This window comes from Stenotrophomonas sp. 278, assembly GCF_003935715.1.
GTDB lineage: Bacteria > Pseudomonadota > Gammaproteobacteria > Xanthomonadales > Xanthomonadaceae > Stenotrophomonas > Stenotrophomonas maltophilia_AH.
The window spans coordinates 1-22,570 of record NZ_RHPP01000049.1 but is presented as its reverse complement, the minus strand read 5'-3'; the positions used below and the strand labels follow the sequence as shown (position 1 = coordinate 22,570).

Annotated in this window: 19 protein-coding genes, 1 tRNA gene and 1 pseudogene; 12 read left to right on the top strand and 9 right to left on the bottom strand. The window is 60.6% G+C overall.

Going from position 1 to position 22,570, the window contains the following annotated elements:
• Positions 1-16: 16 nt before the first annotated feature.
• A complete protein-coding gene (locus EGJ34_RS10145) occupies positions 17-1,513 on the bottom strand; it encodes a hypothetical protein (RefSeq protein ID WP_125360362.1) in 1,497 nt (498 codons plus the stop codon).
• Positions 1,514-1,710: 197 nt separating this feature from the next.
• On the opposite strand from EGJ34_RS10145, the gene EGJ34_RS10140 reads away from it, so the two are divergent.
• Complete coding sequence (locus EGJ34_RS10140) at positions 1,711-2,562, top strand: 2OG-Fe(II) oxygenase (RefSeq protein ID WP_125360361.1); 852 nt, start codon at positions 1,711-1,713, stop codon at positions 2,560-2,562.
• Between the two features lie 268 nt (positions 2,563-2,830).
• On the opposite strand, the gene EGJ34_RS10135 is transcribed toward EGJ34_RS10140, so the two are convergent.
• On the bottom strand, positions 2,831-3,088 hold the full coding sequence (locus EGJ34_RS10135; protein WP_125360360.1) for a CBS domain-containing protein: 258 nt from the start codon (positions 3,086-3,088) through the stop codon (positions 2,831-2,833).
• Positions 3,089-3,327: 239 nt separating this feature from the next.
• Here EGJ34_RS10135 and EGJ34_RS10130 point away from each other — a divergent pair, with 239 nt between their 5' ends.
• Positions 3,328-4,806 carry a SulP family inorganic anion transporter gene (locus EGJ34_RS10130; protein ID WP_125360359.1) on the top strand — a complete coding sequence of 493 codons (1,479 nt, stop codon included), beginning with the start codon at positions 3,328-3,330 and terminating at the stop codon, positions 4,804-4,806.
• Positions 4,807-4,897: 91 nt separating this feature from the next.
• Here EGJ34_RS10130 and EGJ34_RS10125 read toward each other — a convergent pair whose 3' ends face one another.
• Positions 4,898-5,383, bottom strand: coding sequence for an isochorismatase family protein (locus tag EGJ34_RS10125; RefSeq protein WP_125360358.1), 486 nt, complete (start codon positions 5,381-5,383; stop codon positions 4,898-4,900).
• Positions 5,384-5,394: 11 nt separating this feature from the next.
• A complete protein-coding gene (locus tag EGJ34_RS10120; RefSeq protein WP_260476959.1) occupies positions 5,395-6,264 on the bottom strand; it encodes an MBL fold metallo-hydrolase in 870 nt (289 codons plus the stop codon).
• Positions 6,265-6,360: 96 nt separating this feature from the next.
• On the opposite strand from EGJ34_RS10120, the gene EGJ34_RS10110 reads away from it, so the two are divergent.
• The gene (locus EGJ34_RS10110) at positions 6,361-7,326 is read left to right on the top strand and encodes a helix-turn-helix domain-containing protein (protein ID WP_125360357.1); all 966 of its coding nucleotides are present in this window, start codon (positions 6,361-6,363) and stop codon (positions 7,324-7,326) included.
• A 131-nt stretch (positions 7,327-7,457) separates the two neighbouring features.
• Here EGJ34_RS10110 and EGJ34_RS10105 read toward each other — a convergent pair whose 3' ends face one another.
• On the bottom strand, positions 7,458-9,155 hold the full coding sequence (locus EGJ34_RS10105; RefSeq protein ID WP_125360356.1) for a diguanylate cyclase: 1,698 nt from the start codon (positions 9,153-9,155) through the stop codon (positions 7,458-7,460).
• Positions 9,156-9,365: 210 nt separating this feature from the next.
• On the opposite strand from EGJ34_RS10105, the gene EGJ34_RS10100 reads away from it, so the two are divergent.
• The 8 genes from EGJ34_RS10100 to EGJ34_RS10065 all read left to right on the top strand — a co-directional run bounded on the left by EGJ34_RS10100 (position 9,366) and on the right by EGJ34_RS10065 (position 18,722).
• Positions 9,366-9,425: transfer RNA gene (locus EGJ34_RS10100), tRNA-OTHER, on the top strand.
• A 245-nt stretch (positions 9,426-9,670) separates the two neighbouring features.
• Entirely contained in the window at positions 9,671-9,976 is a 306-nt protein-coding gene (locus EGJ34_RS10095; RefSeq protein ID WP_125360355.1) for a hypothetical protein, read from the top strand.
• The gene (locus tag EGJ34_RS10090; protein WP_125360354.1) at positions 9,957-10,373 is read left to right on the top strand and encodes a hypothetical protein; all 417 of its coding nucleotides are present in this window, start codon (positions 9,957-9,959) and stop codon (positions 10,371-10,373) included. The genes EGJ34_RS10095 and EGJ34_RS10090 overlap by 20 nt, the downstream gene beginning before the upstream one ends.
• Positions 10,374-10,823: 450 nt before the next feature.
• A complete protein-coding gene (locus tag EGJ34_RS22525; protein ID WP_221740408.1) occupies positions 10,824-16,088 on the top strand; it encodes a hypothetical protein in 5,265 nt (1,754 codons plus the stop codon).
• 160 nt (positions 16,089-16,248) lie between these two features.
• Positions 16,249-16,503 carry a hypothetical protein gene (locus tag EGJ34_RS10075; RefSeq protein WP_125360353.1) on the top strand — a complete coding sequence of 85 codons (255 nt, stop codon included), beginning with the start codon at positions 16,249-16,251 and terminating at the stop codon, positions 16,501-16,503.
• Between the two features lie 605 nt (positions 16,504-17,108).
• Complete coding sequence (locus EGJ34_RS10070; protein WP_125360352.1) at positions 17,109-17,369, top strand: type I addiction module toxin, SymE family; 261 nt, start codon at positions 17,109-17,111, stop codon at positions 17,367-17,369.
• Positions 17,370-17,997: 628 nt separating this feature from the next.
• Positions 17,998-18,144, top strand: coding sequence for a hypothetical protein (locus tag EGJ34_RS22185; protein WP_185750131.1), 147 nt, complete (start codon positions 17,998-18,000; stop codon positions 18,142-18,144).
• 137 nt (positions 18,145-18,281) lie between these two features.
• Positions 18,282-18,722, top strand: a complete 441-nt coding sequence (locus tag EGJ34_RS10065; protein WP_125360351.1) for a BLUF domain-containing protein — start codon at positions 18,282-18,284, stop codon at positions 18,720-18,722.
• A 683-nt stretch (positions 18,723-19,405) separates the two neighbouring features.
• Here EGJ34_RS10065 and EGJ34_RS10060 read toward each other — a convergent pair.
• The gene (locus tag EGJ34_RS10060) at positions 19,406-19,807 is read right to left on the bottom strand and encodes an NUDIX domain-containing protein (RefSeq protein WP_125360350.1); all 402 of its coding nucleotides are present in this window, start codon (positions 19,805-19,807) and stop codon (positions 19,406-19,408) included.
• An 81-nt stretch (positions 19,808-19,888) separates the two neighbouring features.
• Complete coding sequence (locus EGJ34_RS10055) at positions 19,889-20,638, bottom strand: SDR family oxidoreductase (protein ID WP_125360349.1); 750 nt, start codon at positions 20,636-20,638, stop codon at positions 19,889-19,891.
• A 99-nt stretch (positions 20,639-20,737) separates the two neighbouring features.
• Here EGJ34_RS10055 and EGJ34_RS10050 point away from each other — a divergent pair, with 99 nt between their 5' ends.
• Positions 20,738-21,634, top strand: coding sequence for an AraC family transcriptional regulator (locus tag EGJ34_RS10050; protein WP_125360348.1), 897 nt, complete (start codon positions 20,738-20,740; stop codon positions 21,632-21,634).
• 238 nt (positions 21,635-21,872) lie between these two features.
• Here EGJ34_RS10050 and EGJ34_RS10045 read toward each other — a convergent pair whose 3' ends face one another.
• Positions 21,873-22,343: a hypothetical protein gene (locus tag EGJ34_RS10045; RefSeq protein WP_125360347.1), complete on the bottom strand. Its 471-nt coding sequence runs from the start codon at positions 22,341-22,343 to the stop codon at positions 21,873-21,875.
• Between the two features lie 104 nt (positions 22,344-22,447).
• Positions 22,448-22,570 (bottom strand): annotated as a pseudogene (locus EGJ34_RS10040) (IS3 family transposase); the annotation flags it as partial.

Genomic DNA, 22,570 nt, shown 5'->3' with positions numbered 1-22,570 from the left:
CAAACCAGCCGCTGGATCAGCAGGGCTTGTCGGCCTTCAGGCCGCAGGTCCAGCCTTCGTACCAGGTGTCCGAAGCATTCTTCACCGCGCCGATGTAGTCCACGGTCTTGAAGAACGAGTAGGTCGCATTGAGGTTGGCGTAGGCCGTGACCGCAGACTCGTTGGCACCGTTGATGAAAGTGTCGGTCAGGGTCGAGGTGCCGTTGGCGGTGTTGTTGGTACCGCTGGCTGCCAGGAAGGTGCTCTCAGCCACCGAACCAGCTTCGTAGGGCACCGGGCATGAGAAATAGGTGGACTGGAAGGTAGCGGTGGTGTTGGCGTCCACGATGTTCAGGCAGCGTGCTGCGGCACCGGTGCCGCCAGCGGCACGGGTGACCACCGTGTTGAAATAGCTCGGCTGGGTGCCTTGGTTCAACTCGATGGCCGAGGTGCCGCCGGCGCGGCCGACCATGGTGAAGTTGGCGATCTTTGGCTTGGAGTAGGGTTCGCGACGGATGGCGCTGAACTCATTCATGCGGTCGCCGCCGTTCGGGCGCTGCACGACAATTGCGAACTGCGCACCGCCCTTCCAGCCAGTGTCGGTATCGAGGCTGTCGTCGTCGTTGCCCACTAGTACCAAATGGCTCAGGTTGGCGGTACCGCCGAAGATCTCGATGCCGTCGTCGGAGCTGTTATAGATCTGCAGGTGGTCCAGCACGGTGCCGCTGCCCACGCCTCCGAGGGTGATGCCCTGCAGCTCGTTGTTCGGGGCGATTTCGTAACCGGAGAACATTACGCGGACATATCGCAGGCGGCCGCTGTCGTCGTTTTCCTTGTTACCACCGTAGAAGGCGTTGTTGACGCCTTCGATCAGAGCTTGGCATTCCGGGGTGCCCGATGTGGTGCCAGCCGGGCAGGCGCTGATGCTGGAGCGGCCCAGCAGCACGATGCCGCCCCACTGGCCGATGGCATCGACGTTCCCAGCGTTCTGGCCTTCCAGTGCGGCGCGCGAGGTGAAGACGATCGGGTTCTGCGCGGTGCCTTCAGCGAAGATGCGCGACCCACGGTTGACGACCAAGAAGTCAGCGCCCGCCGAGCCGAACAGGGTGGTGCCCGGTTCGATCGTCAGCACGCCTTCCTGCGCGGCCGCGTTTGGCGCGTTGCCGTTGCCGCCACGGTCCTGACCGACGCTGACTTGGCCGTTGATGGCGTATGCCACGCCCGGCAGGTTCTGCACGACCAGGTTGCCGCGGATATCAGTCGGCAGCTGGCAGGCGCGAAGCGAGTTGTTGGCCATGGTCCCGAGGTTGTTGAAGCCCGTCGGGCAGCTTTCCGCCGCACCGGTGGTCGGCGGAGGCGTGGTGGTGGGCGGCGGGGTTGTGGTCGGCGGTGCCGGCGTCGGGGTGGTGGCCGGCGGCGGGAATGCGCCTTCGCCCGGGGAAACGACACGGTCAGAACCACCGCCGCAGGCAGTGAGTGCCAAGGCGGCACCGAAAGACATCAAAAGGGCTCGGCTGTTGTTGCTAACGGACATGCTGCGTTTTCTCCGGGTCTTTTTTGGACGGGTGGTCCGATGAGATGCGGAGGGGGTGCTCTTTCATTCCCCCCCCGGCGGAATGACTGCTGCTGTACCAGTGGCGCAGACGTCGGCGGTTCGTCACCGACACGCAATCTTCATCTGTGAATGTTTCATTCATGTGTTGAAAATCCTTCATCGCACGGAGAACGACGATGAGTCGAGCGGAACTCGCGCCCGAGAATGAGCAGTGGGTGCTGGAAAGAGTGAGGGCCGGTGCTGATCCGGACACCGTGATTGGGCCCTTGCTGGAGCAAGGGTGGGGCGAACAGGAGGCTGTGGATGCGGTGCTGGCGCTGGTGCAGCGACACATTGCAGAGGAGAGCGCGAGACACGCGTTTCCGTCACCTGTACCGGTGCCGGTGCCGATCGGCACCAATGCCGCGTCCGTACTGGATCTCGGCGATCGCCGGGTTCATGTGCTCGTCAGCCTGAAATTGCCACGCGTTGTGGTATTGGCCGGACTGTTGTCCGACGAAGAGTGCGATGCACTGGTGGAACTGGCGGCCCCGCGTCTTCGGCGCTCCGCCACGGTGGACAACCAGACCGGCGGCGACCAGATCCACGCGGATCGGACGAGTCAAGGTGCCTGCTACGCACGCGGTGCAAATCCGCTCTTCGAGCGGATAGAGGCCCGCATCGCACGCCTGCTGGACTGGCCGGTGGAGAATGGAGAAGGCCTCCAGGTCCTACGCTACGGCAAGGGAGCTCAGTACAAGCCCCACAATGATTACTTCGATCCTGCAGAACCCGGCGGGCAGGTCCTGCTGCAACGCGGCGGACAGCGCGTCGCCACGGTAGTGATGTACCTCAACACCCCTGAAGAAGGCGGTGCCACGGTGTTTCCCGACGCGTTCCTGGAGGTGGCGGCAGTGAAGGGAAATGCCGTGTTCTTCAGCTATGATCGCCCGCACGCAATGACGCGGACACTGCACGCCGGAGCACCGGTGAAGAAGGGCGAGAAATGGATCGCCACCAAGTGGCTGCGCGAATCGCGGCATGATTGACGCCGCCGCGACTGGCTATTGATGCTTGAGCTCCTTACCAAAGATGGCGCCCTATCGCCACGGCGGCATCGCTTGATCGCGGAACTTGGTGTCGCCAGAACAGCGGCACAAATATGGCTGCCCAGGGGGTCCGCAGCAACGGGATCTCCGCGCGGGGCGGCAAGTGTCACTTCAGAGCACAAAGATGCGGTGGCGCGTTGCAAAACTAAGAGAATGCGGCGTCATCGAACCGCTCTCCCTGCTGCTCCCGTTGGCGCTTATCCAGTTCTTAGGCGTAGCGCTTGCGCACAAAGGCCTTAGAGAGAACCCCAAGAACATGACCGCTTTCGTCGGTGACTGCCAGCTCGTCGCTCCGGGTTCTATCAAACATCTTCGTGATCTCGACCACATCGGCACTGGAAGACAGGGCCGCAGATGGGTTTTCGGCAAAATCCGCGAGCGTGCTCGATGGCTTCACACCGTCGGCATACATCCTGGCGATCTGAACAATGCCCGCATACAGGCCATCGGCGTCGATAAGGATCACTCGGGTTCCCCGGCCTAACGTGAAACGGGCGCGGAATGTTGCCACATCCATGTTCAGGGGCCCTGCTCGGGCGAGTCGCCAGAGACGCGGCAAAGCTATATACTGCCCCTCAGTCTGTTTCCGTCTGCCTACGATGACCCCACCCTGACGCTCGATCAGAGATGCGATCCGGATATCTCTCCGGAACGGGGTTCTTTTGTCTTTCGTTTGGCGCGCATCACTGCGCGGAGACCTATTTCATGTCCGTTATTTATCCTCTGCGCCAGCAATGGCTCGGCAATATTCGTGGCGACGTTCTTTCCGGAACTGTCGTCGCGCTTGCGTTGATCCCTGAAGCCATCGCGTTTTCTATCATTGCTGGAGTCGACCCCAAGGTTGGCCTCTATGCGTCGTTCTGCATTGCCGTCATGACCGCCATCGCCGGTGGCCGGCCAGGTATGATCTCTGCGGCAACCGGTGCCATGGCGCTGTTGATGGTCACGCTCGTTAAAGAGCACGGCATTCAATACCTGTTCGCCGCTACTGTACTGGCGGGCTTACTTCAGATGGCAGCGGGTGCACTTCGATTGGGGTCGTTGATGCGCTTTGTGTCGCGATCAGTGGTGACCGGTTTCGTAAACGCGCTGGCCATCTTAATCTTTCTCGCCCAGCTGCCAGAACTCATAGGGATGCCTTGGACAGTCTACGCCATCTGCGCAGGCGGCCTTGCCATCATCTACCTGCTTCCATTGGTCACGAAGGCGGTACCATCGCCCTTGGTCGCCATTGTCGTGCTCACCGCAGCTTCCATGTATTTTGGTTTTGATGTGCGGACGGTGGGGGACATGGGAGCGCTACCTGACAGCCTGCCAACTTTTCTGATCCCCGACGTTCCCCTGACTTGGGAAACGTTGCAAATCTTGCTGCCCGTGTCCTCAACACTTGCACTGGTCGGTCTCTTGGAGTCGCTGATGACCGCTCAGATTGTTGAGGACATGACCGAAACGCCGAGTCAGAAGAACCGCGAGTGCGTGGGGCAAGGCTTGGCAAACACTGTAACCGGCTTCTTCGGGGGCATGGCGGGCTGTGCAATGATTGGTCAGTCGGTGATCAACGTCACGTCCGGCGGCCGTGGGCGGCTATCTTGTTTGGTCGCTGGCGTCGTGTTGCTGGTGTTGGTGGTCTACGGTTCAGGACTTGTCAGCCAGATTCCCATGGCGGCCCTGGTGGCCGTCATGATCATGGTTAGCATTGGCACCTTTAATTGGCGATCCTTGGCTGATCTGACGATCCACCCGAAAAGTTCGTCAGTAGTCATGGTGGGCACGGTGATCGTTACGGTGGCGACGCATGACCTAGCAAAGGGGGTGCTGACGGGCGTGATTCTGTCGGCGGTGTTCTTTACCCGCAAAGTCGGGCAGATGCTGATGGTGGGGGATGAGTACGTGGGTACTACGTCCCGCAGCTATGTTGTCAAAGGGCAAGTATTCTTTGCCTCTGCCGGCCAATTCGTGAACAGCTTCGATTACCTGAACGTCCCAAAGGAGGTGATCATCGATCTGCAGAATGCGCACTTTTGGGACCTTACGGCGGTTGACGCGCTAGATCGGGTGGTCATGAAGTTGCGGGAGCACGGAGCGGAGGTCGTGATCAATGGCCTCAATGAAGCAAGCGAGACCTTAGTGGATCGGCTGGGTAAACACCGTAAGCCGGGGGCGACCCTTCCCAGTGGCCATTGAGTCGCGGAGCCGGGAACTTTTCAAGCAAGGAAATCGCGGTCGGGATCACATCAAGCCTTGGCACATGGAGTGCCAAGGCTATATCTCGTACTCAGATCAAGGTATGGCGCGCCGCGAGACCACTAATCGCGATGCTGCTCAGATCTCTTGTGGGAGCGGCGCAAGCATCTGCGTGAATCGCTACAGAGATGCCCATTGCTTCCGGCGAGAGCGCTGTATGGGTCACACAGTGCTGGGTCATCATGCCCAAGAGCTCGATTGCATCGACATTGTGCCGCCGCAGCAAGTCGCCGAGGTTTGTTCGCAGGAAACTGTCAGCTTCGTGCTTGATCACCAGAGGATCGTTCTTTGTGGCTGCCTGAATTGCCTGATGCAACTCGCCGCCACGAGACCCCTCTTCCAAGAAGGCGGACCCGACCGGTGCAAGGTGCTGGACCACAACCACCAAGTCGCCGCGATCGCGCGCTCCCTGGATCAGTCGAAGTGCATTCTTAAGTGCATCGTCCGCACCTTCCAGTGGGAGCTTTCCTCCTTCGAAATAATCGTTTTGAATGTCAATGACAACAAGCGCCTTCATACAGCTTCCTCCTAGAAATTGATTACTTCGCCGTCTTGCGGGATAAGCACGTTCTTCTCGATTCCGTTTTCGATCACGTAGTCCTGCAGGTCGTTGCGGCTGACAGTCATGTGGTTCACGGCATCCATATGTACAGCCACGATCGTCGCGCTAGGTGCCAACTGGTGCACGCGAAGGGTGTCCTCCTTGCCCATGATGATGCCAGTATTAAAGCCGTTGATGCGCGCATCCCCGGTGTTGAGCACGACAACGTCAGGCTTGAAATTGTTCAGTGTTGCCCGGACGACGGACTCCCAGACGGTGTCACCCGCCACATACAGGGTCTTTAGACCGGGCTTCTGGAAGACAAAACCCATGGTCGCCCCCAGCACTTTGGCCACTTCAGGAATCGCGTACATCTCCGCTGAGCCGTGACGAGCGCCTGCCTTGCTGATTTGTACCCCATTGAAGGTGGTGTTCGCGCTCAAGATGCGAACGTCACGAAAGCCTTGTTTGCGCAGGAGTGCAGCATCGGTTGCGTCCTGAACGAACATCGGCATGTTCTTGGGAACTGCCTCCTGGGCAGCATCGTCCCAATGGTCCAAGTGGGTATGACTGACAATCACCGCGTTGACTCCGCCAAGCACGGACTCAGCGGACTCGGGCAACTCAACCAAGGGATTTCTCAGATGACTGCGATAGGTCCCTTCAAAGCCAGGATACGCACCTTTGCGCGCAAGCATCGGATCGACCAGGAATACTTGGCCACCGTAGTTCACCTTGATCGTTGCATTGCGGATTTGCTGGATCGAGAAGGCGGTCCCGGATTCGGCACTGAGCGCCTGAAGTGGCGCGCCTAGAGTTAGCAGCATGCCCAGCGCTACGGAGATTGTCTTGTTCATATTCGGAAGGTCCGTCGAAGAGTGGAGGCAGCTTGCTCCTGCGCTGAAGAATGAGATACTGGCCCGAATGACAAATATCGATGGAATTGGGTCAATATGATCAGGCAGGCGATAAGCGAGAGAGCGGTCGAGGTGGTTGTGCTTGCGCAGTCCGGGGTCAGTAGCTTTCATCTATCCGTCCCCCTGGCAATTTTTGGCACGTGCTTCGAGGGCCGCCACAAGTTCAGGTTGCGGGTGGCCGTGGAGGAGGGCACCGCAACCACCCCCGAGGGGTTGATGGTCCGGAGCGATGGAGACTTGGCGCTTTTGAGCTCAGCCGATGTGGTGATCGTTGCAGGGTGGCATGACCTAGGCGAACGCCCATCGGAGGCGCTTCAGCATCAGCTTCGGGTGGCCCATGCCCGTGGGGCGCATGTCGTAGGATTGTGCTACGGAACCTACGCGCTTGCTTACTCAGGGCTGCTGAATGGGAAGCGCGCCGCGACCCATTGGGCAGCCGAGTCGGATTTTCAGGCCCGGTTCCCCGGAGTCGAACTGGACGTTGATGCCTTATATGTAGACGAGGAGAAGCTTGTCACGTCGGCTGGAACCGGCGCGGGACTCGACTGCTGCATTTACCTGGTGCGAAAGCTATATGGATCAAGAGAAGCCAATCGAGTCGCACGATTGATGGTGCTTCCTCCTCACCGGGAGGGAGGGCAAGCCCAGTACATCGATTCGCCCGTCCCAGACAGCACCCGGGACGCTGCGCTGAGTGGATTGATGGATGACGTCCGGCGAAACCTCAAGGCTGACCATTCCATTGATGCCCTCGCGAGCAAGGTGGCGATGAGCAGGCGGACGTTTACGCGCAGGTTTGCAAAGGTCACGGGTATGACGGTAGGAGATTGGGTGCTATCCGAGCGGCTTCGAAGGGCAAAGGAACTCTTGGAGACCTCGGAGCTGCCGATCGACGTTGTGGCCGAGAGGGCCGGCTTCCAAAGCTCAGCAGGGTTCCGTCAGAGCTTCAAGCGCGCGATGCAAGTAAGCCCGTCCGATTGGCGCAGAACCTTTGGAAGCTGAGGTTGGCGTCGACCGGGATCAGCCCAGGCGATCAAAAAGGCCGACGGACGGAAGGGGCGAGGACGGAGTCGGCTGAAATGTCGCTTACTCAAGGTCGCGGGACCGAGGCTATGCTAGAGCGAATGAACTAGTCAGCCGGCCTGCTGCCGCTCTCTCTTCCTACGATCATAGAGCTTCAGGTCGGCGCGGTTGATGGTGTCCGCCACGGATTCTGATGGCCGGCCAATGGCGCAACCGCCGGAGAACCGGATCGGCGCGTTGCTGGCGCGCTCCTGGTAGGTGTCTTCCAGTTCGCTTAAACGCGCCATCGTCGCGCTTGGCACGAAGACGAGGAACTCGTCGCCCCCGAGCCGGACCACGACCTCGTTGCCTTGAAGGGGGGCGGAAAGAAATGCGGCAAAGTCGACCAGCACCTTGTCTCCCTGAGCGTGCCCCTGCGTGTCGTTGACCTCCTTGAAGTGGTCCAGATCGAACACTAGACAGCCCCAGCCGTCGAGCTGTTGATGGGCCAGTTCGGTCAAGTAGCGCCGGTTGAAGGCGCGGGTGAGGGGATCCCGGATGGCGAGATCTTGCAGCTGCTTTTCTTGGATGTGCTGGGTCGTGATGTCCTGAGCGTGACCCAGCACGTAAGGCGGCTCTGATTCAGTGTCTACGACGTTGTGGTAGGCCCAAAAGCGACGTGAGCCATCGCGGGCTACGAGCTCCATCATGCCGGAGTCGCTTTCAGTCTCTTGGATGCGGCTGAGATACGCCCTAAACGAGCTTTGCTTTTCCTTGGGGATAATCTCCGCAAGCGAGCGGCCGATGAGGTCGCCCTCGGCGACCCCTAGCGAGTGCGAGGCCGCCGGATTGACCGATGTAATTGTCCCGTCCATCGAGTGGGTGCAGATGAGGCCAAGGCTGTGCTGGAATAGTCTGCGATAGCGGGCCTCGCTATGCGCCAAGGCTTCGAGTGCAGCACGCTGCTCGGTCACGTCCTGGATCGCGCCAATCAGCCGGGAACCATTTTCTGCTTCCTCACGCTGGCCGACGACGTGTACCCACGTGCGTTCGCCCGATGCCTTGCTCGACGGAAGAGTAAGGTCGATTGGCGTGCCAGAAGAGATGCATTCGCCCAAGGCGGCTTCCAGGCGTTGGCGTGCGCCATCTGGATAGAGTTCAATTGCAGCGTCGAGCGCAGGCACAGCATCGTCTGCGACACCGTGGATGCGCCGAGTCCCTTTGGTCCATCTGACCTCCCCAGTTCCCAGATGCAGCTCCCAGCCTCCGACCTTCGCCAGGGCGTTGGTGCGCTCTAAGAAGAGCTGGCTACGTTGAAGGCGTCGCTGCAACGCCTGGGATTCAGTCACCCGCTCGAGCAGGCGGGCACGCTGCTGCATGCCGACGGCGGCGGCCTGGGCCAGGCAGAACAGCGCACCCGCATGGGCCTCGGAGAGCTTCCCGGGCTCCGTGCTGAGGAGGCACAGGGTTCCGACGTTCTGTCCATTGGCGCTGATAGGCGCACCGACGTAGTGCCGAACGAAAGGAGGGCCCAGGACCAACGGGTTTGCCGCAAACCGAGCATCCTCGGTTGCGTCTTCCACCTCAAAGAGCTCGTCCGCTTGGATCGCCCAAGTGCAGAAGGAGATGTCGCGGGGGGTTTCGGACACGCCCGGGAGGCCCACTTGGGCCTTGAACCACTGGCGGCTCCCGTCCACCAAGGAAATGAGGGCGATTGGCATTCCCGTCATGGTCCTTGCTGCTTGAGTCAGTGCATCGAAGAATGGTTCTGGATCCGAACTTGTGATGCTGAGGTCATCGAGCGCGGCTTGACGGTCTGATTCGGACATCCCTCACTCCTCCAACGTGAAGATCACTCTTGTTGGAGCCTATCCTGCCGGCATGCTTGAGATGGTGAACATGGACTTGAATGTCGCCCGACAGCGGATGCAACTTCGTTCATGTCCGGCGGCTGAACGTTGCCGCATGTCAGATCTCGTTGAAAGCGCGCGATTCGGCACACCTATGGCACACAAGGGCGCGTATCCCTTGCCAAATATGGCCCCGTCGCCCCCCTCCTAAGGGGAAGGTCGCCCGTTCGAATCGGGCCGGGGTCACCAGGTCGAGCACTTGCGCATCATCAGTTCCGACCCAAAGCAGCCACTCAAGGCGAGCCAGCAGCAACTCCCCCAGGTCAGTCCGAGCTTCTTTTGGCGTACGTGAAAGCGGCAGTGCCCCCAAAACTTCAAGGGCGGGCGCTCGGTGGTAGCGTGGAAGCGACCACATCCTGGAAAATGTGGGGGGCAAACAGATGCAGCCTCGCGGTGCGACTCAACTCAAGTGCAAGCGTCTCAAGGAGCCGAGTATGAAGAAAAGGTTCACGATAAATGTTGGCGGCTCCCCGAGAACTGTCATTTCCATTTTGGAGAATCCAAACAATTTTGATCTTAATATCCACATAACTGGCGGGGGTGCCACGTACACGGCTGATTCCTTCAGGAAGTTAGTTGTCGGCGCAAAAGAGGAGGACTATGTTCGCAGTGAAAAACATATCACCGTCCACAACAGTCCACTGAGCTTGGACAATAACGTAATTAAGCGGACTATCGCGTACTTCGACCGGGGGTCGGATACGGCAGTTCAAGTTACTGGTGCCATCCAAAAAGAATAACCTGTACACGCCCGCTATTTTTCGCGTGTGTGGAGATTTGTCGCGTGATCGATATGCGCCGCCTGAGGGGTGTGATGATGAGATTATTAGCCTGGGGGATTATGACCCAACTACAGATCAATTGAGATTCATGCTCGTGGTGAGTGGTCTTGACAAGCCATTTGAGCCAGATATTGAGCACCCGTCGAACGATATCTCAACTAGCTTCCAAAATTTCAGTACTACTCTCATTTGGTCGTTCTTTAATCAGCCTTCCCATTCGCACGCCATTGATTTTTTCTTATCCACCACGCGGGAAGGTGGGCCAATTGCAGGCTTCGAATGGTGGCAAATCTACAGTTTATACACTGATTTACATATGACAATTGCGAACGAGTATTTTGAAGCATATGGCTAAAGTTCTTGGTCGATCGATCAGCTTCCGCATCGGGCGCTGCAAAGCCACGTCTCGTTATTGAAGCGTCAATTCTAGGCTCAGCTGTCTTGTGCTCAGACATCCACGACGCGAGCTACTAGGACTTCGCCGGCGGCCAATGGCCGCTTGTGGCCGGTAGCGGACATCGCGTCCGACCAGAGCCGTCAACGTAGTGATAACGTCTGCTTGCGATGCTTTGGAGACGGTCCGGAGGTCTGTTCCCCGGTGCGCACCCCAGGCTTTTATCGCAGTCGCGGTGGATTCGGAACCTCCTCTTCGGCACAGCTTGTCGGTGCAGTTCAGTGATGCTGAATTAGCAATTGGGGGATATACGACGCGCTTCAATTCCACGGTAAGATTGCGAGGACCCAGCCGAAGCTTGTGGCCGTCGGACATGGCAATAATCCAGAGCTGCTGAGCATTAGGAAGCTAATGGCCCGATCAAAGAACACATCGAAGCCGAAGGCGCCTCGCAGCGGCGGCACGAAGCGCGCGCCCGCGACGCTGCGGTCGACGAGCGGCGCCGGGTTTGATTTCGAGGACCTGATTAGCTCCTGGCAGTTGGTGAAAGCCCTTTCAGGTGAACTGGCACCAGGAATCGGAGGTGTCGTAACACAGGTCCAAGCCCAGGTCTCGACCTTGGGCTGGCGTATCGACGACCTGCTGCTGACGGCGCAAGCGGCCGGCGTCCCGAGGCGGCTGGCGGTTTCGGCCAAGGGAAACTTGCAGGTAAACGCGGCTGGCCTGCCCGCTGACTTTGTGACGCGCGCCTGGGATCAGTGGCGGGATACGCAGGGACCTTTCAGCCGAGTTTCTGACGGGCTTGCCTTGGTGACGATCGGCACCGACCAGGCGTTCGACCCGACGTGGCGCGAGGTGAAGAACGCATGCGGCGGTACAGATATGGCGCTCGCGTTGAGTCGCATCCGCAGCAATACGAGGCAGTCGCGCGTCTTCGACAGCGTCCAGAAGCCCGGTAGCGCGTCCGATGAAGAGACCATCGAGCTCATTCGCCGCCTGCATGTGCTGCCGACTGACTTTCAGTTCGCGCACTCAGAGACCGAGTCCCAAGCTATCGCGCAGTGCCGTCGCTTGCTCGAATCTACTGGCGAGGAGGAAGCGCAGTCTCTGTGGAAGGAGCTAGTTAACATCGCGAAGGAGGTGCGCCTTCGCAATGGAACCATCACCATCCCGGGCCTGTTGTCCTTGCTCCGGCGACAGTTCGGCCTTCGCAATCACCCAGATTTTGAGGGTGATTGGGAGACGCTCTTCAACATCACTGCGGACTACAAGGCAAGGATAGAAACCGAGCTGCCTTCAGGCTATGTCGTGCCCCGTACGGTGGAGAAAGCGTCGCTCCAGGCTGCGTTCTCCGACAACCCGGTCACGGTGGTCTTCGGTGAGTCGGGCTCGGGCAAGTCGGCGCTGGTCAAGTCGGTGTTGGACGGCGCGTACCCATCTTGGAACCAGGTGTGGTTCGGTCCAGGAGACCTAAAGGCGGCGCTCAGTGCGGCGCGTCGCAGCGCCCTTCCCCTAACGCACGAACTCTCACTTGTGCTGAACGCGACGGTGAAGCCGCAGAACGTTCTGATCATCGACTCAGCGGAACGCATCGAGGCCGGGGAGTCCGTCGTCATCCGTCAGCTGCTTCAAGCTATCCTGCCGAATGACGGCGACGAGATTGAGCGTGCGTGGCGGGTCGTCATCGTCACGCAGACGCAGAGTTGGGTCGAAGGCGAAGCGACGATACTCGGCGGACGGAAGGCGCATCTGGTCGAGGTCGAGGCGCTCAAAGCCGATGACGTGAAGTTGGCGCTGCTGCCGTCGCCCAGCTTGGGCTGGTTGATCGCGCATGACGACACCCTCGCGGCGTTGACGAACTTACGGACACTGGCATGGGTCATTAAGGCTGGCGCGGCGCTGGGGCCGATCGCCGGTAGGCTGGCGTCTCACACCGCTATCGCTGACCGCCTCTGGAAGTACTGGACAGGGGGCCGCGCTGACGTGCAGGCGCTCATGATGCGCCTCGCCCAGCGAGAAGCGTCGTTCGAGCGTAGCTTCGCGCTGACCGACTTGGAACCGGCAGACACGACGACGTTCACGGGTCGGCCCGAGGGCCTTCCGCTGCACCTGAACGAGCGGACTAACCGCATCGAGTTCGAGCACGATCTCGCGGCGGATTGGGCGCGTTTCCAATTCCTGAAACAGATTTGGACGGAGACGCCGAGGTGGGCCGTCCTGTCGGAGAATCCGCTCTGGACGAACGCGCTTCGGATGCTCGGCCAGTTCCTGCTACGACAGCCGGCCGACACTCGCACGGCTTGGGACGTCGCTTTCGAAGCTGCGGCGGTCGCGAAGAACGAGCTGGCCGGCAATATCCTCCTTGATGCGCTCTGCTTGGACCCCGATGCCGAACGTTTCCTGACCGAACGTGTCGACCTCCTGCTCGAGAACGGCGGGAACCACTTCACACGGCTGCTTCTTCGCTTCCACCATATCGCCACTGTGCCGGCTGGCGACAGAATGGGACTAAGCGCGGCGGTCGGCTTATACATGGAGGCGCAGTTCCGCTCGATTGTCTTCGGCCGGTGGCCACCCGTTCTGCGCTTCCTCATCGCGAAGCGGGAGCGACTGGCCGGGCTGGTTTCGCCCGCTCTTGCGAAGGTGATCGAGACCTGGCTGACGAATACGCCACGCACGTTGAGCAGCGGCAATCTGATGCCTTTCCGGCGGGAGATGGCGGAAATGGCGCTCACAATGGCTAGGACCATGCAGGTCGAGAAGGGCCGCGGCGTGATGTATTTGACCCGTGAGCCGTTGCTGTACACCGCGGCACTGGCTGGAGCAGCCGACGTGCCGACCGAGGTCGGTAACTGGGCGCTCGAACTCGCGGGACGCCGGGAGATCGACGCTTACGTCAGACGACGCATCTCCGACGTTCAACTACAGGAGGCGCAGGCCCACATCGAGCGCCTGAAGACCGATTCCGAGTACAAGGCACGGGAAGAACGCAAGCAAATGTGGGGCTCCATCGGGTCGTTCCGCGAGCGCTTGCCGCCCTGGCCCCTAGGGGCCAGTGGCAAGGTCGACATGGATTTCCGAACCGCCTGCCTCAAAGAGAACGGCATCCGTTGTCTGATACGCGCGCAGCCTGAGCTGGCGGCCGAAGTCCTGCTCGCGCTCATCATCGAAGACCAGCCGGAACGGGACCATGCGTCCGATCGGTTCGAAATAGACCTCGGTCTCGAATATCCCACGGACGCGTACCCGACGGCCTTCTGGAAGAGCCCGTTCTTCCCCTTCTTCCAGCTGGCCCCGGAAACCGCGCTCACCTCGCTCATCGCGCTGGTGAACTTCTGCACGGAGCGCTGGGTCGCCAACGTCATTGAGCGGCGTACCGGTGAGGCTCACGAAGTGACTCTGCAATTCGTGGACGGGTCGGATAAAACTTTCTCCGGCTGGTCGGAGGTTTTCGGCTGGCCACAGTGCAATGACTCGATGCGCAACGGAAACCTGTTCTGCGCTCTGGATGCGTTGGAGCGCTGGCTTACGCTGCGGCTCGACGCGGGTCAGGACATCACCGATGATATCGAGAGGATACTCCGGGAGGGGAACTCCATAGCGCTCGTCAGTGTGCTACTCAACGTCGCCAAGTATCGGCCCTCGTTGCTGACGGGGCCGCTCGCGGCCCTACTGACGTCCCCGAACCTTTTCTATTGGGACAGCATCCGCGTGGAGCAGGTTAGCTCTAACTTCGTCGCTTGGAGCTGGCTCGAGGGCGGCCAAGCGATGTTTGACTTCGCCCGTGATTGGACCCTGGCGCCCCATCGCCAACAGAAGTTCCTCGATGTCGTTGTCGAACTCCTGTTGGCCGACCATGACGTTGCGCGGAATCTTCGAGTGCTGCTACCAACCTGGGCGCTGCCTGAGGACCCGAAGGAGGCGTTGGAGTTTAGATTGTTCTTTGCCGCGCTCGACGAAGCCAACTATCAGACAGTCACCGACCCGGCGACGGGGGCAGAATCCAGGGGCTTCGTCTGTCCTGACGAGCTGAGCGTCGAGGTGCAGTCGTGGCAAGCCGACCGTGCGCCCACCCTCACATACCTTCTCATTCCGGACCAATGCGAGCGGTGGCTTCAGGGTGGTCGTCCGCTCACCGACGGTGAGGCCACGTACCTCTTCAATCTGCTCCAGGAGTGTGAGTCCGGAGCGGAAGGCGAAGATCAGGACGTGAAGACGAAATGCCGTTTCGCCGCAGCCGGCACGCTCGTCGCGTTGGGCGGTGCGTGGCTCGGCCAGAACCCTGAAGCGCAGAAGCACGTTTTCAAAGTCGTTCGCGCCGCTGTGGCAGCGGTCGCGTCTACAGGAGACGAGATTCGTGGGCGGCGCATGGCGAGCCTCCGCGACGAGCTGAAGTTCGTCGCCTACGCGGTCATGCGCCTGTGGCTCGCCGATGGAGATGGTGTTCAGGAATGGGAGACCGCTGTCCTGCGCCTTCTGACGAGTGGCGACACGCGAGCGACCGCCGTTTTGGTCGGCGTTGCCTACGTCAATCGAGAACAGCTTGGTACAGCCTGGTGGCGGCTGCTCCGCGCCGGGTTGTTCTGGTCGGGCCTCATCCTCCTCGCTCCGCACCATGGCGATGGCGACATCGCAGAGCGCGCCTGGATTGTGTGGCTCGCGCGGCTGCGGCGCTTTCCCCTCCGTGGACCGAATGCGACGCCTGATGACCTCGACTTCAAGCGTGTGGCTGCGGGCCAAGAACGGTTGGACTTCCAGCGCCGGATGCGGCTCTATAGTGCCGGCGACCAGGCTTGGCGCGGAAAGCCAGAGCGTGAACGGGTCGGTTCGCTAGACAGTCACTTCCTCGAAATCCTGTTCAACTGGCTCATCGATGGCGATGGCACTGGAGACCGCGAACTCGACACGCGCTTGGCGTTGCGTATCTGGGATTACGACGCCACGCGCGCCAGGGCGCGCAAGAAGAAGGAATACGGCGAGTACGACCTGCCGAGCCAGAACCTCGGCTACAACATCCTACTGAAGCTCGGAGAACTGACGATCGCGGCGCCCGAAGAGGCAAGGCGCTCGGTTTGGGAACCTGTTCTCACCCACGGTCCGGCCGCGCACTACGCGCTGCAGCATTTCATACGCGGCTTGTTCCTGCGTCTCGGGAAAGGTGACGACCCGGTGGCATTCGAGCGCGTCTGGCGGGCCACTGCGGAGTACGGCATCGCCGCTGATTGGTCTCAACCCGGCCTCTGGTTCTACGGCGAGAGCCTGATTTGCGACTTGCTCGGCTTCGGCAACGAGGATGCGTTGTCCCGGCTGAACCCGGGTGCGGCTCTGCGGATGAAAGATGTCTACGAGCGCTGGGCCGTCACGCACTTGAGTCGCGACGAAGAATGCGTCACGCGCTTCTGCAACTTCCTGACGACGAGCTTCGGAGCCCCGCTTCGCCTTGACGGACTTCGTTGGCTCGCCACCATGCAACGCGAGCCTTCCGGCCGCTGGTACCGGGAGGGTACGGGCGACGCGCTGGCGGAGCTGGTGGCGACGGCATTGATTTCCGATGCACAAGCTCTGACCCAGGACGCTCAGACGCGTCAGGCGCTTGTCGAGATAGCCGCCGCCCTCGCAGCCAAGAACATCCCAACTGCCTTGGCTCTCCAAGAGCGTATTAGGCAGCTTCGATAGGAGTCGCGAAAAGGCTTCAGTCTGTCGGCGTGGCGAAGATCCGTTCGCTACATCAATCTCAATGTCTGCTTTCGGCCGGAAGCAGTCGTCGTCGGGAAGTGGCTATGAAGGTTTATTGGGGGTGGGGCATGCAGCCCCAGACGAACAGCGGAAATCCCCGATGTCTGTTCACGACTCGTTAAACGCAGCCTGCTCACTGCTGTATGACTCCGAATCCGGCGCGGCCGCACTGGACGAAGACCGCTATCTTAAAGTAGGTGCGCTCGAGGAAGTGCTCAAGGACGACCGTCCGCTCGATGCACCCGTTTCACTTGTCTACCTGAGTCCATCTTACTTCGCGCCACAATTGAGAGCTTTCGCCGACTGGATACAGGTCAATCTTGGCGGTGCCCATCCAGTGTGGCTTCGTGGCTAATGACCTCTTGGACGAAGCAGGCAGTCGGGGCGGCGCGATGTTGGATCATGCGATTCGAACGGCCTGATTGGCGTTTCTTTCCGGGGTAAATGAGTGAAATCGCCAGCGCGCTCGCGGTTCTTGTCGTCAGCGTCAGAGCAGTCACGTTTCTTGTGAGTCTATTTGAGTGACCGCCAAGCGCTGGGGCATATCCGAACCGCGCCAGAGTCTGCGCGGAGCCGCAAGTGCTGGCGATTGCGACATTCCCGTAGGGTTGACTGAAAAATGGCGGGCCTGACGAATTCCTGGCGCGAATGTGATGCAATTGGCGTTTTCCCACCCTGTATTCGCCTTTTTTGACCCGATTGCGTCGCGTCGTTGGCGTTTCTCGCCATCTCCGAAATATCATGCGCGGAAGCCTGCTTCACTTCGTGTGAGTGATTTCGCAAGGTGTGTCCAGGGAGCCTGACAGCTCTACATAGGTAACGCTTGAACGTCGTATGCCGGGAGGGTGGCGAAATAGAACACCTCCGAGGAAATACGCCGCGCCGTTCCTATGTACGGTTGTCAGCCTCCCGGCTTCCTCGTCATTCCGACGAGGGAGAACACTCTTGACGAGGTTACATATGACAGTTTCAAGTTCTGATAACAACGGCAGTAGCGGCAGCGACAACAAGCCCAAGGGCCGGCTCTACTTCACCAAGCCCGACACCCTCCGGGTGAGGGCAATCCAGGATCCGACCGGGAAGCGCAACCTGGCCAGCAACCGCATCCCCTGCCTGTGGCTGCGCGGCATGTGGATGAGCCGGGTCGGCTGGGAGGTGGGCAGCCGGCTGGCGATTGAATGGAAGGAGGACTGCATCATCCTCCGCAATATGAAGGTCTGACATTAACGGCTTAGCCACCCCGATTGGCGGTGTGCGCATGGCGCGCAGTGTGTGTGCCGTCAATCGGGGAACAGTTGCTGGATCGGGCATCTTGTCCGTGTTGGAGTTGCGTCTCATGGGGTGCGTCGGTCGGGCGGTACCGTTGCGTCATGAACACAATAGATACCGCATTAGCCACGCCGGTCTCTGACCGGCCTGACCCCACCCAGCTTGCCCCGAGCTTCGGACACCTGCTTTTGTCTGATTCGCGTACGCCTGAAGAACAGTGGGCCGCCATGATCAAAGAGGCCGACCGGCGGAAGGGGCGGGGGCGGAGTCGTTGGTGGGAGACGGGGTGAGTTGGGAGGCTGCTGCGTTCTTTGGTCATGCCCTATCGAACGTTGGATTGCTATCGGCGGTCGACTGTCGTGCGACCCTACCGGAGCGATTTCCGCATGCGTGTTGGGGGCGATGCGGCGCGCGGGACCAATGGACAAGCCGATACGTGTGGCTACTAGTCTGTTCTGAATGATTTAGCTTGGTGCGCATCGCGTCTGTGCGTAGGCCCTTTTCCGGCACATCAGGCTCACTGGCATAAGCGCAGAGTCGATCCATCGGCCTCATGGTGACGCCGAGTTCGGAGAAGATCATGACCAACCAGAATCAGCAGAACCAACAGGGCCAGCAGAACCAGCAGGGCCAGCAGGATCGCGAAGGTCAGCGCCAGGGCCAGCAGCAACAGCAGGATCAGAAGCGTGAGCGCTCTGGTCAGCAGGGCGGCGAGGAAGAAGAGTAAGCCCGACCCCGTGATGGGACAGAAGCCCGGCCTTTGGCCGGGCTTGTTGTATGCGCGGCCGTATGGAACGTCAGTCCCATCGCGTTACTACGTTCTGCTAAGGTTGCCGCCCATCAAGCAGTACCAAGAGGCGAACTGTGCCCCTGTGTGCCATCGCCTATCGCAGCGACGCTGCTGACGGCATTTCCGTAGACCGCCTTAACGCTCTGGTTCGAGACGCGTCCCACCACAACCGGTTGGCGGGCGTTACGGGCGTTTTGTTATTTGACGGAAGCCGGTTCCTGCAATACATTGAAGGCCCTGAAGACGGCATCGATTTCGTGTATGCGCGGCTATTGAACGCGACGAGCCATCTGAATGTTGCGGAGCTGGCACGCGGGCATGGCGGCATTCGCCGCTTCCCTTACTGGTCCATGCATTGGATCCCGGTTGAGCAGCACAAGCTGCATGCAGTGGCCGTGGCGGATTGGACGCTGATGGAGAAGCACCGCAGTGAAGCGGCTGTTGTGGTGCCGGCTGTGGCGCAGCTGTGTGAGTTGGTCCAACCGCACGTGCAAGCGTTGACCGGCGGCCCCTGAACTAGTCAGGCCTTGTCGGTCACTTCTGCGAAGAGCTGGTTGCTGACCGCCTGCCGGGAGCCACAGGCGGGACAGGTGATCACCACGCCACCCTCTACGGACTCCAGGCCCTTTCCAAGGCGTGCGCGCAATGTGGTGCTACAGTTGAGACATTCAGCGTGTAGTTGCTGAACGTTTGCGCATTGGTGGGGGTAGGCGGGTGCTGGTGCCTGCGCGTGCAAGATGTTGAATCGACCTGTCGTAGGCATGGGCAGACGTGCTGTGGGGTAGTAGGCATTGAAGCGCAGGTGCCGGGTGGATGAGGTCAAGTCGTTGTGACGGTGATGTGCTGGGCCTAAGGGCTTGTTGGGGCTGAGAGGTGGCTGCGTTCGATGGTCATGCCCTACCGGGCGGTGAGGTGCTATCGGCGGTCGACTGTCGTGCGACCCTACCGAGGCAAGGTTCACGCGCGTCGGTGGGGCCGAAGCAAGTTCACGTGCGTCGGTGGGGCCGAAGCAAGTTCACGCGCGTCGGTGGGGCCGAAGCAAGTTCACGTGCGTCGGTGGGGCCGAAGCGAGGTTCACGTGCGTCGGTGGGGCCGAAGCGAGGTTTGCGTGCGTCGGTGGGGCCGAAGCGAGGTTCACGTGCGCGGACTGGGCCGAGGCACGGTCAGCGTGCGCGGGCACGGATGCGCAGGCGAAGGGTCAGCGCAGGGCTGATGCTCGGAAGATGTGGTCGCGGGTGAGTGGGGCGAGTTCTAGATCCCCGGGATTCTTCGGGTCGATCCAGACGATTTCTTCCAGTTCTGCCTTGGGATGCACTTCGCCGGTATGACTGAAGGTGTACACCTGCGCGGTTACGATGCTGCCGCGTTCGTTGACTGCAGGAGCGCTGAAGGTGCCGATGAAGGTGGGCAGGGTGGGGGCGATGGTCAGGCCGAGCTCTTCGTCCAGCTCACGGCACAGGGCCTGGATGGGATCTTCGCCGGGTTCGATTTTGCCTCCGGGCTGGATGAAGGCGTGTGAGCCCTTCTTTCTGACCACCAGCACTTTGCCGTCATCACGGGAGATGACGGCTGCTGCGATCTGGATGACGTTTGGGGACATCGGGTGCCTTGTTCTTGCTGCAGGAGCGAGACAGATCCCAGTCTAATCGCGCGGGCAGGTAGGGTCCTACCCGCGCGTGGGTCACCCGGCCTTGGGCATCAGTGCTTCAGCATCCTTGCCCGCTGCGATCCGCATTGGCGCAGCCGGGTCGGTCACCGCGCGCCAGACCGCTTCGGCTACATCCTGTCCTTCGGTAATAGGACCACTGCTGTCGCGGAAGCCTGCGAATACTTTCTGTGCAAATTCGCTGTAGGCGTTCTGCTCATCCATTCGAGGGAGTGCAAGCGCATTGGAGCCGAACTGCGTGCTGGGTGCGCGGCCGGGCAACACCAGGCGAACGCGTACACCGAATGGCTCTACCTCAATTGCCAGTGATTCGGTGAGGGCGTTCACTGCGGCTTTGGTGGCGGAGTAGAATCCGACCAGGGGCAGGGGCTTGAGCGTGACCGAAGACGTGACGTTCACGATCACGCCTTCGCCGCGCGCCCGCATCTGCGGCAGCACCGCCTGGGTAACGGCCAGCGTGCCGAGCGTGTTGGTTTCCAGCAGGGCCCGGGCCGTTTCCATGCTGGTGAGTTCCAGGGGAACGGCCGCGCCTACGCCGGCGTTGTTGACCACGGCGTCCAGCGGGCCGGCGGCTGCGACGGCTTGAGCAATGCTGTCAGGGTCTGTGATATCCAGCGGCAATACCGTCAGTTGATCGGACTGGGGCAGGAGGTCCTGGCGTGGCGTGCGCATGGTGGCCACCACGTTCCAGCCACGCTCCAGGAAAAGTCTGGCTGTCTCCAGGCCGAAGCCGGAGGAGGTGCCGGTGATCAGTACGGTGGGCATCAGGTGGTCTCTTCATCGGTTGGGGGAAACCCATGTTCACCAGTTACGGGTGGACGGTATATGCTGATCCATCTCGCATTCTTCGTAGATCGTCCAGACATGACAGATCCGCTGGCCCAGGTCGTTTCCCTGCTTCAGCCCACCGCCCGGTTTTCCAAGCGGGTGGAAGGCGCGGGGGACTGGTGCGTGCACCGCGAAGGGCAGGGCGAGCCGTTCTATATCGCGCTGCTGGCGGGGGAGTGCCGGCTGACGGTGGACAACCACCCGCCGCTGCATCTGCAGGCGGGTGACTTCGTTCTGGTGCCTGCGCTGCGGTCGCTGTTCAACTGCAGTGCCGGGGCCGGCGTGGATGCTGTGCCCGAACTGCCCGTACAGCTGGGCGAGGGATGGTTCCGCGTGGGTCGGCAGGGAGGCGCTCCGGAGGTTTTGATGCAGATCGGGCACTGCCAGTTTGAATCGCCCGATGCGCCGCTGCTGGTTTCGTTGCTGCCGCAGGTGCTGCATGTGCGTGGTGTCGAACGGCTTGCGGTGCTGGTGGAGCTGTTGAGGGATGAGTCGCGCTCCTCACGGCCGGGACGTGAGTTGGTGCTGGAGCGGTTGTTGGAGCTGCTGTTGATCGAGGCGCTGCGGAGTGCGGCGCAGTATTCCGATGGCGCGGGGCTGGTGTACGGCCTGGCCGATGAGCGGTTGGCGCGGGCGCTGCGGGCCATTCATGAGCAGCCTGAGCAGGCGTGGACGGTGGCTTCGTTGGCGGCGGAGGCGGCGTTGTCGCGCTCTTCGTTCTCCGCGCGGTTCACCCAGGTGGTGGGGGTTGCGCCGATGGAGTATGTGCTGGCGTGGCGGATGGCGTTGGCGAAGCAGTTGTTGCGGTCGCAGGCGTTGACGTTGGAGCAGGTGGCGGAGCGGGTGGGGTATGCGAGCGCGGTGACGTTCAGTGCGGCGTTTTCGCGGCGGGTGGGGGTTGCGCCTGGGGGGTATGGGCGGGTGGGGAGCTAGACGTCCGGGTTGATGGGCCTGAGGGCATTGGTGGGTGGTGGTAGAGGCGGTCGCGAGACGCCTGCCGATAACGATTGTCGGTGCTTTAACGCATGGACTTTCGCCGGGGAGGGGCTTGCGTTCGGTGTTCATGCCCTACCGGGCGTTGAATCGTTATCGGCGGTCGACTGTCGTGCGACCCTACCGGGGTGGTATCCGTGCACGATTGAACAAGACTGGGGTTTGAGTGCGTGTTCTTTCACATGAGGTTGCGGGATCTCGACGTGCCTGTCCTGAACTCGACCTTCAAGCCCGACATCGCCTCGATTTCCTTCACTGCCGGTTCGTACACTTCGGTATCAGAGCCCTCTATGTGGATCTCGATCGCACGGCGCTCCGGTTGACCTGAGATTCCCGTGACATCGGGAATAAGCCCGGAGATGACGCGAGCGGTTTTCGCCAGAACCTCCGAGAACTCCTGCTGCGTGTACGGCTGCCCGGATTGAAAGATCACCCGGACCGCGGTGCCGGCAATGGTGATCACCTGATCGGGTTCAACGGCGGCACCCTTCAATCCGATGCGGAGATGCTGATCGGGGTGCGCCTCGATGGAGACGAACGCGAGGCGTTCGGCATGCTGCGTGCGGAGCCTTTCGATATGTGGGTCGATTTCTGCCTGAACCCTAAGGCGGTTTCGGGCTTCCTCCAGCGAGACGCCGCTATAGGCCATGTATGCGCGGAGGGCGGTATCGTCTTCAATATAGGGCGGAGTTTCACTCGCGCCGGCTGTTGCTAACGCAGCTGAAGCCAGGATGGTCAGGAAAATGAGGGGTTCTACCCCGATATCACGGACGGTTCTAAAAGAGCTGCAACCTTCTGATCCTGCTTGGCGACCCTTCTGCGCATCCTAGGGTTGTGGCGTCGCTCGATGTAGTCAAACACATCCGCTCGTGCCGC

Excerpts from the sequence above, each read along its gene's own strand:
- EGJ34_RS10075 (WP_125360353.1), top strand. The coding sequence starts at position 16,249 with ATGTCTGTTCACGACTCGTTAAACGCAGCCTGCTCACTGCTGTATGAC.
- EGJ34_RS10060 (WP_125360350.1), bottom strand. The coding sequence starts at position 19,807 with ATGTCCCCAAACGTCATCCAGATCGCAGCAGCCGTCATCTCCCGTGAT.
- EGJ34_RS10110 (WP_125360357.1), top strand. The coding sequence starts at position 6,361 with ATGATCAGGCAGGCGATAAGCGAGAGAGCGGTCGAGGTGGTTGTGCTT.
- EGJ34_RS10120 (WP_260476959.1), bottom strand. The coding sequence starts at position 6,264 with ATGAACAAGACAATCTCCGTAGCGCTGGGCATGCTGCTAACTCTAGGC.
- EGJ34_RS10130 (WP_125360359.1), top strand. The coding sequence starts at position 3,328 with ATGTCCGTTATTTATCCTCTGCGCCAGCAATGGCTCGGCAATATTCGT.
- EGJ34_RS10055 (WP_125360349.1), bottom strand. The coding sequence starts at position 20,638 with ATGCCCACCGTACTGATCACCGGCACCTCCTCCGGCTTCGGCCTGGAG.
- EGJ34_RS10095 (WP_125360355.1), top strand. The coding sequence starts at position 9,671 with ATGAAGAAAAGGTTCACGATAAATGTTGGCGGCTCCCCGAGAACTGTC.
- EGJ34_RS10105 (WP_125360356.1), bottom strand. The coding sequence starts at position 9,155 with ATGTCCGAATCAGACCGTCAAGCCGCGCTCGATGACCTCAGCATCACA.
- EGJ34_RS22185 (WP_185750131.1), top strand. The coding sequence starts at position 17,998 with ATGACCAACCAGAATCAGCAGAACCAACAGGGCCAGCAGAACCAGCAG.
- EGJ34_RS22525 (WP_221740408.1), top strand. The coding sequence starts at position 10,824 with ATGGCCCGATCAAAGAACACATCGAAGCCGAAGGCGCCTCGCAGCGGC.
- EGJ34_RS10125 (WP_125360358.1), bottom strand. The coding sequence starts at position 5,383 with ATGAAGGCGCTTGTTGTCATTGACATTCAAAACGATTATTTCGAAGGA.
- EGJ34_RS10050 (WP_125360348.1), top strand. The coding sequence starts at position 20,738 with ATGACAGATCCGCTGGCCCAGGTCGTTTCCCTGCTTCAGCCCACCGCC.
- EGJ34_RS10140 (WP_125360361.1), top strand. The coding sequence starts at position 1,711 with ATGAGTCGAGCGGAACTCGCGCCCGAGAATGAGCAGTGGGTGCTGGAA.
- EGJ34_RS10070 (WP_125360352.1), top strand. The coding sequence starts at position 17,109 with ATGACAGTTTCAAGTTCTGATAACAACGGCAGTAGCGGCAGCGACAAC.
- EGJ34_RS10145 (WP_125360362.1), bottom strand. The coding sequence starts at position 1,513 with ATGTCCGTTAGCAACAACAGCCGAGCCCTTTTGATGTCTTTCGGTGCC.
- EGJ34_RS10045 (WP_125360347.1), bottom strand. The coding sequence starts at position 22,343 with ATGGCCTATAGCGGCGTCTCGCTGGAGGAAGCCCGAAACCGCCTTAGG.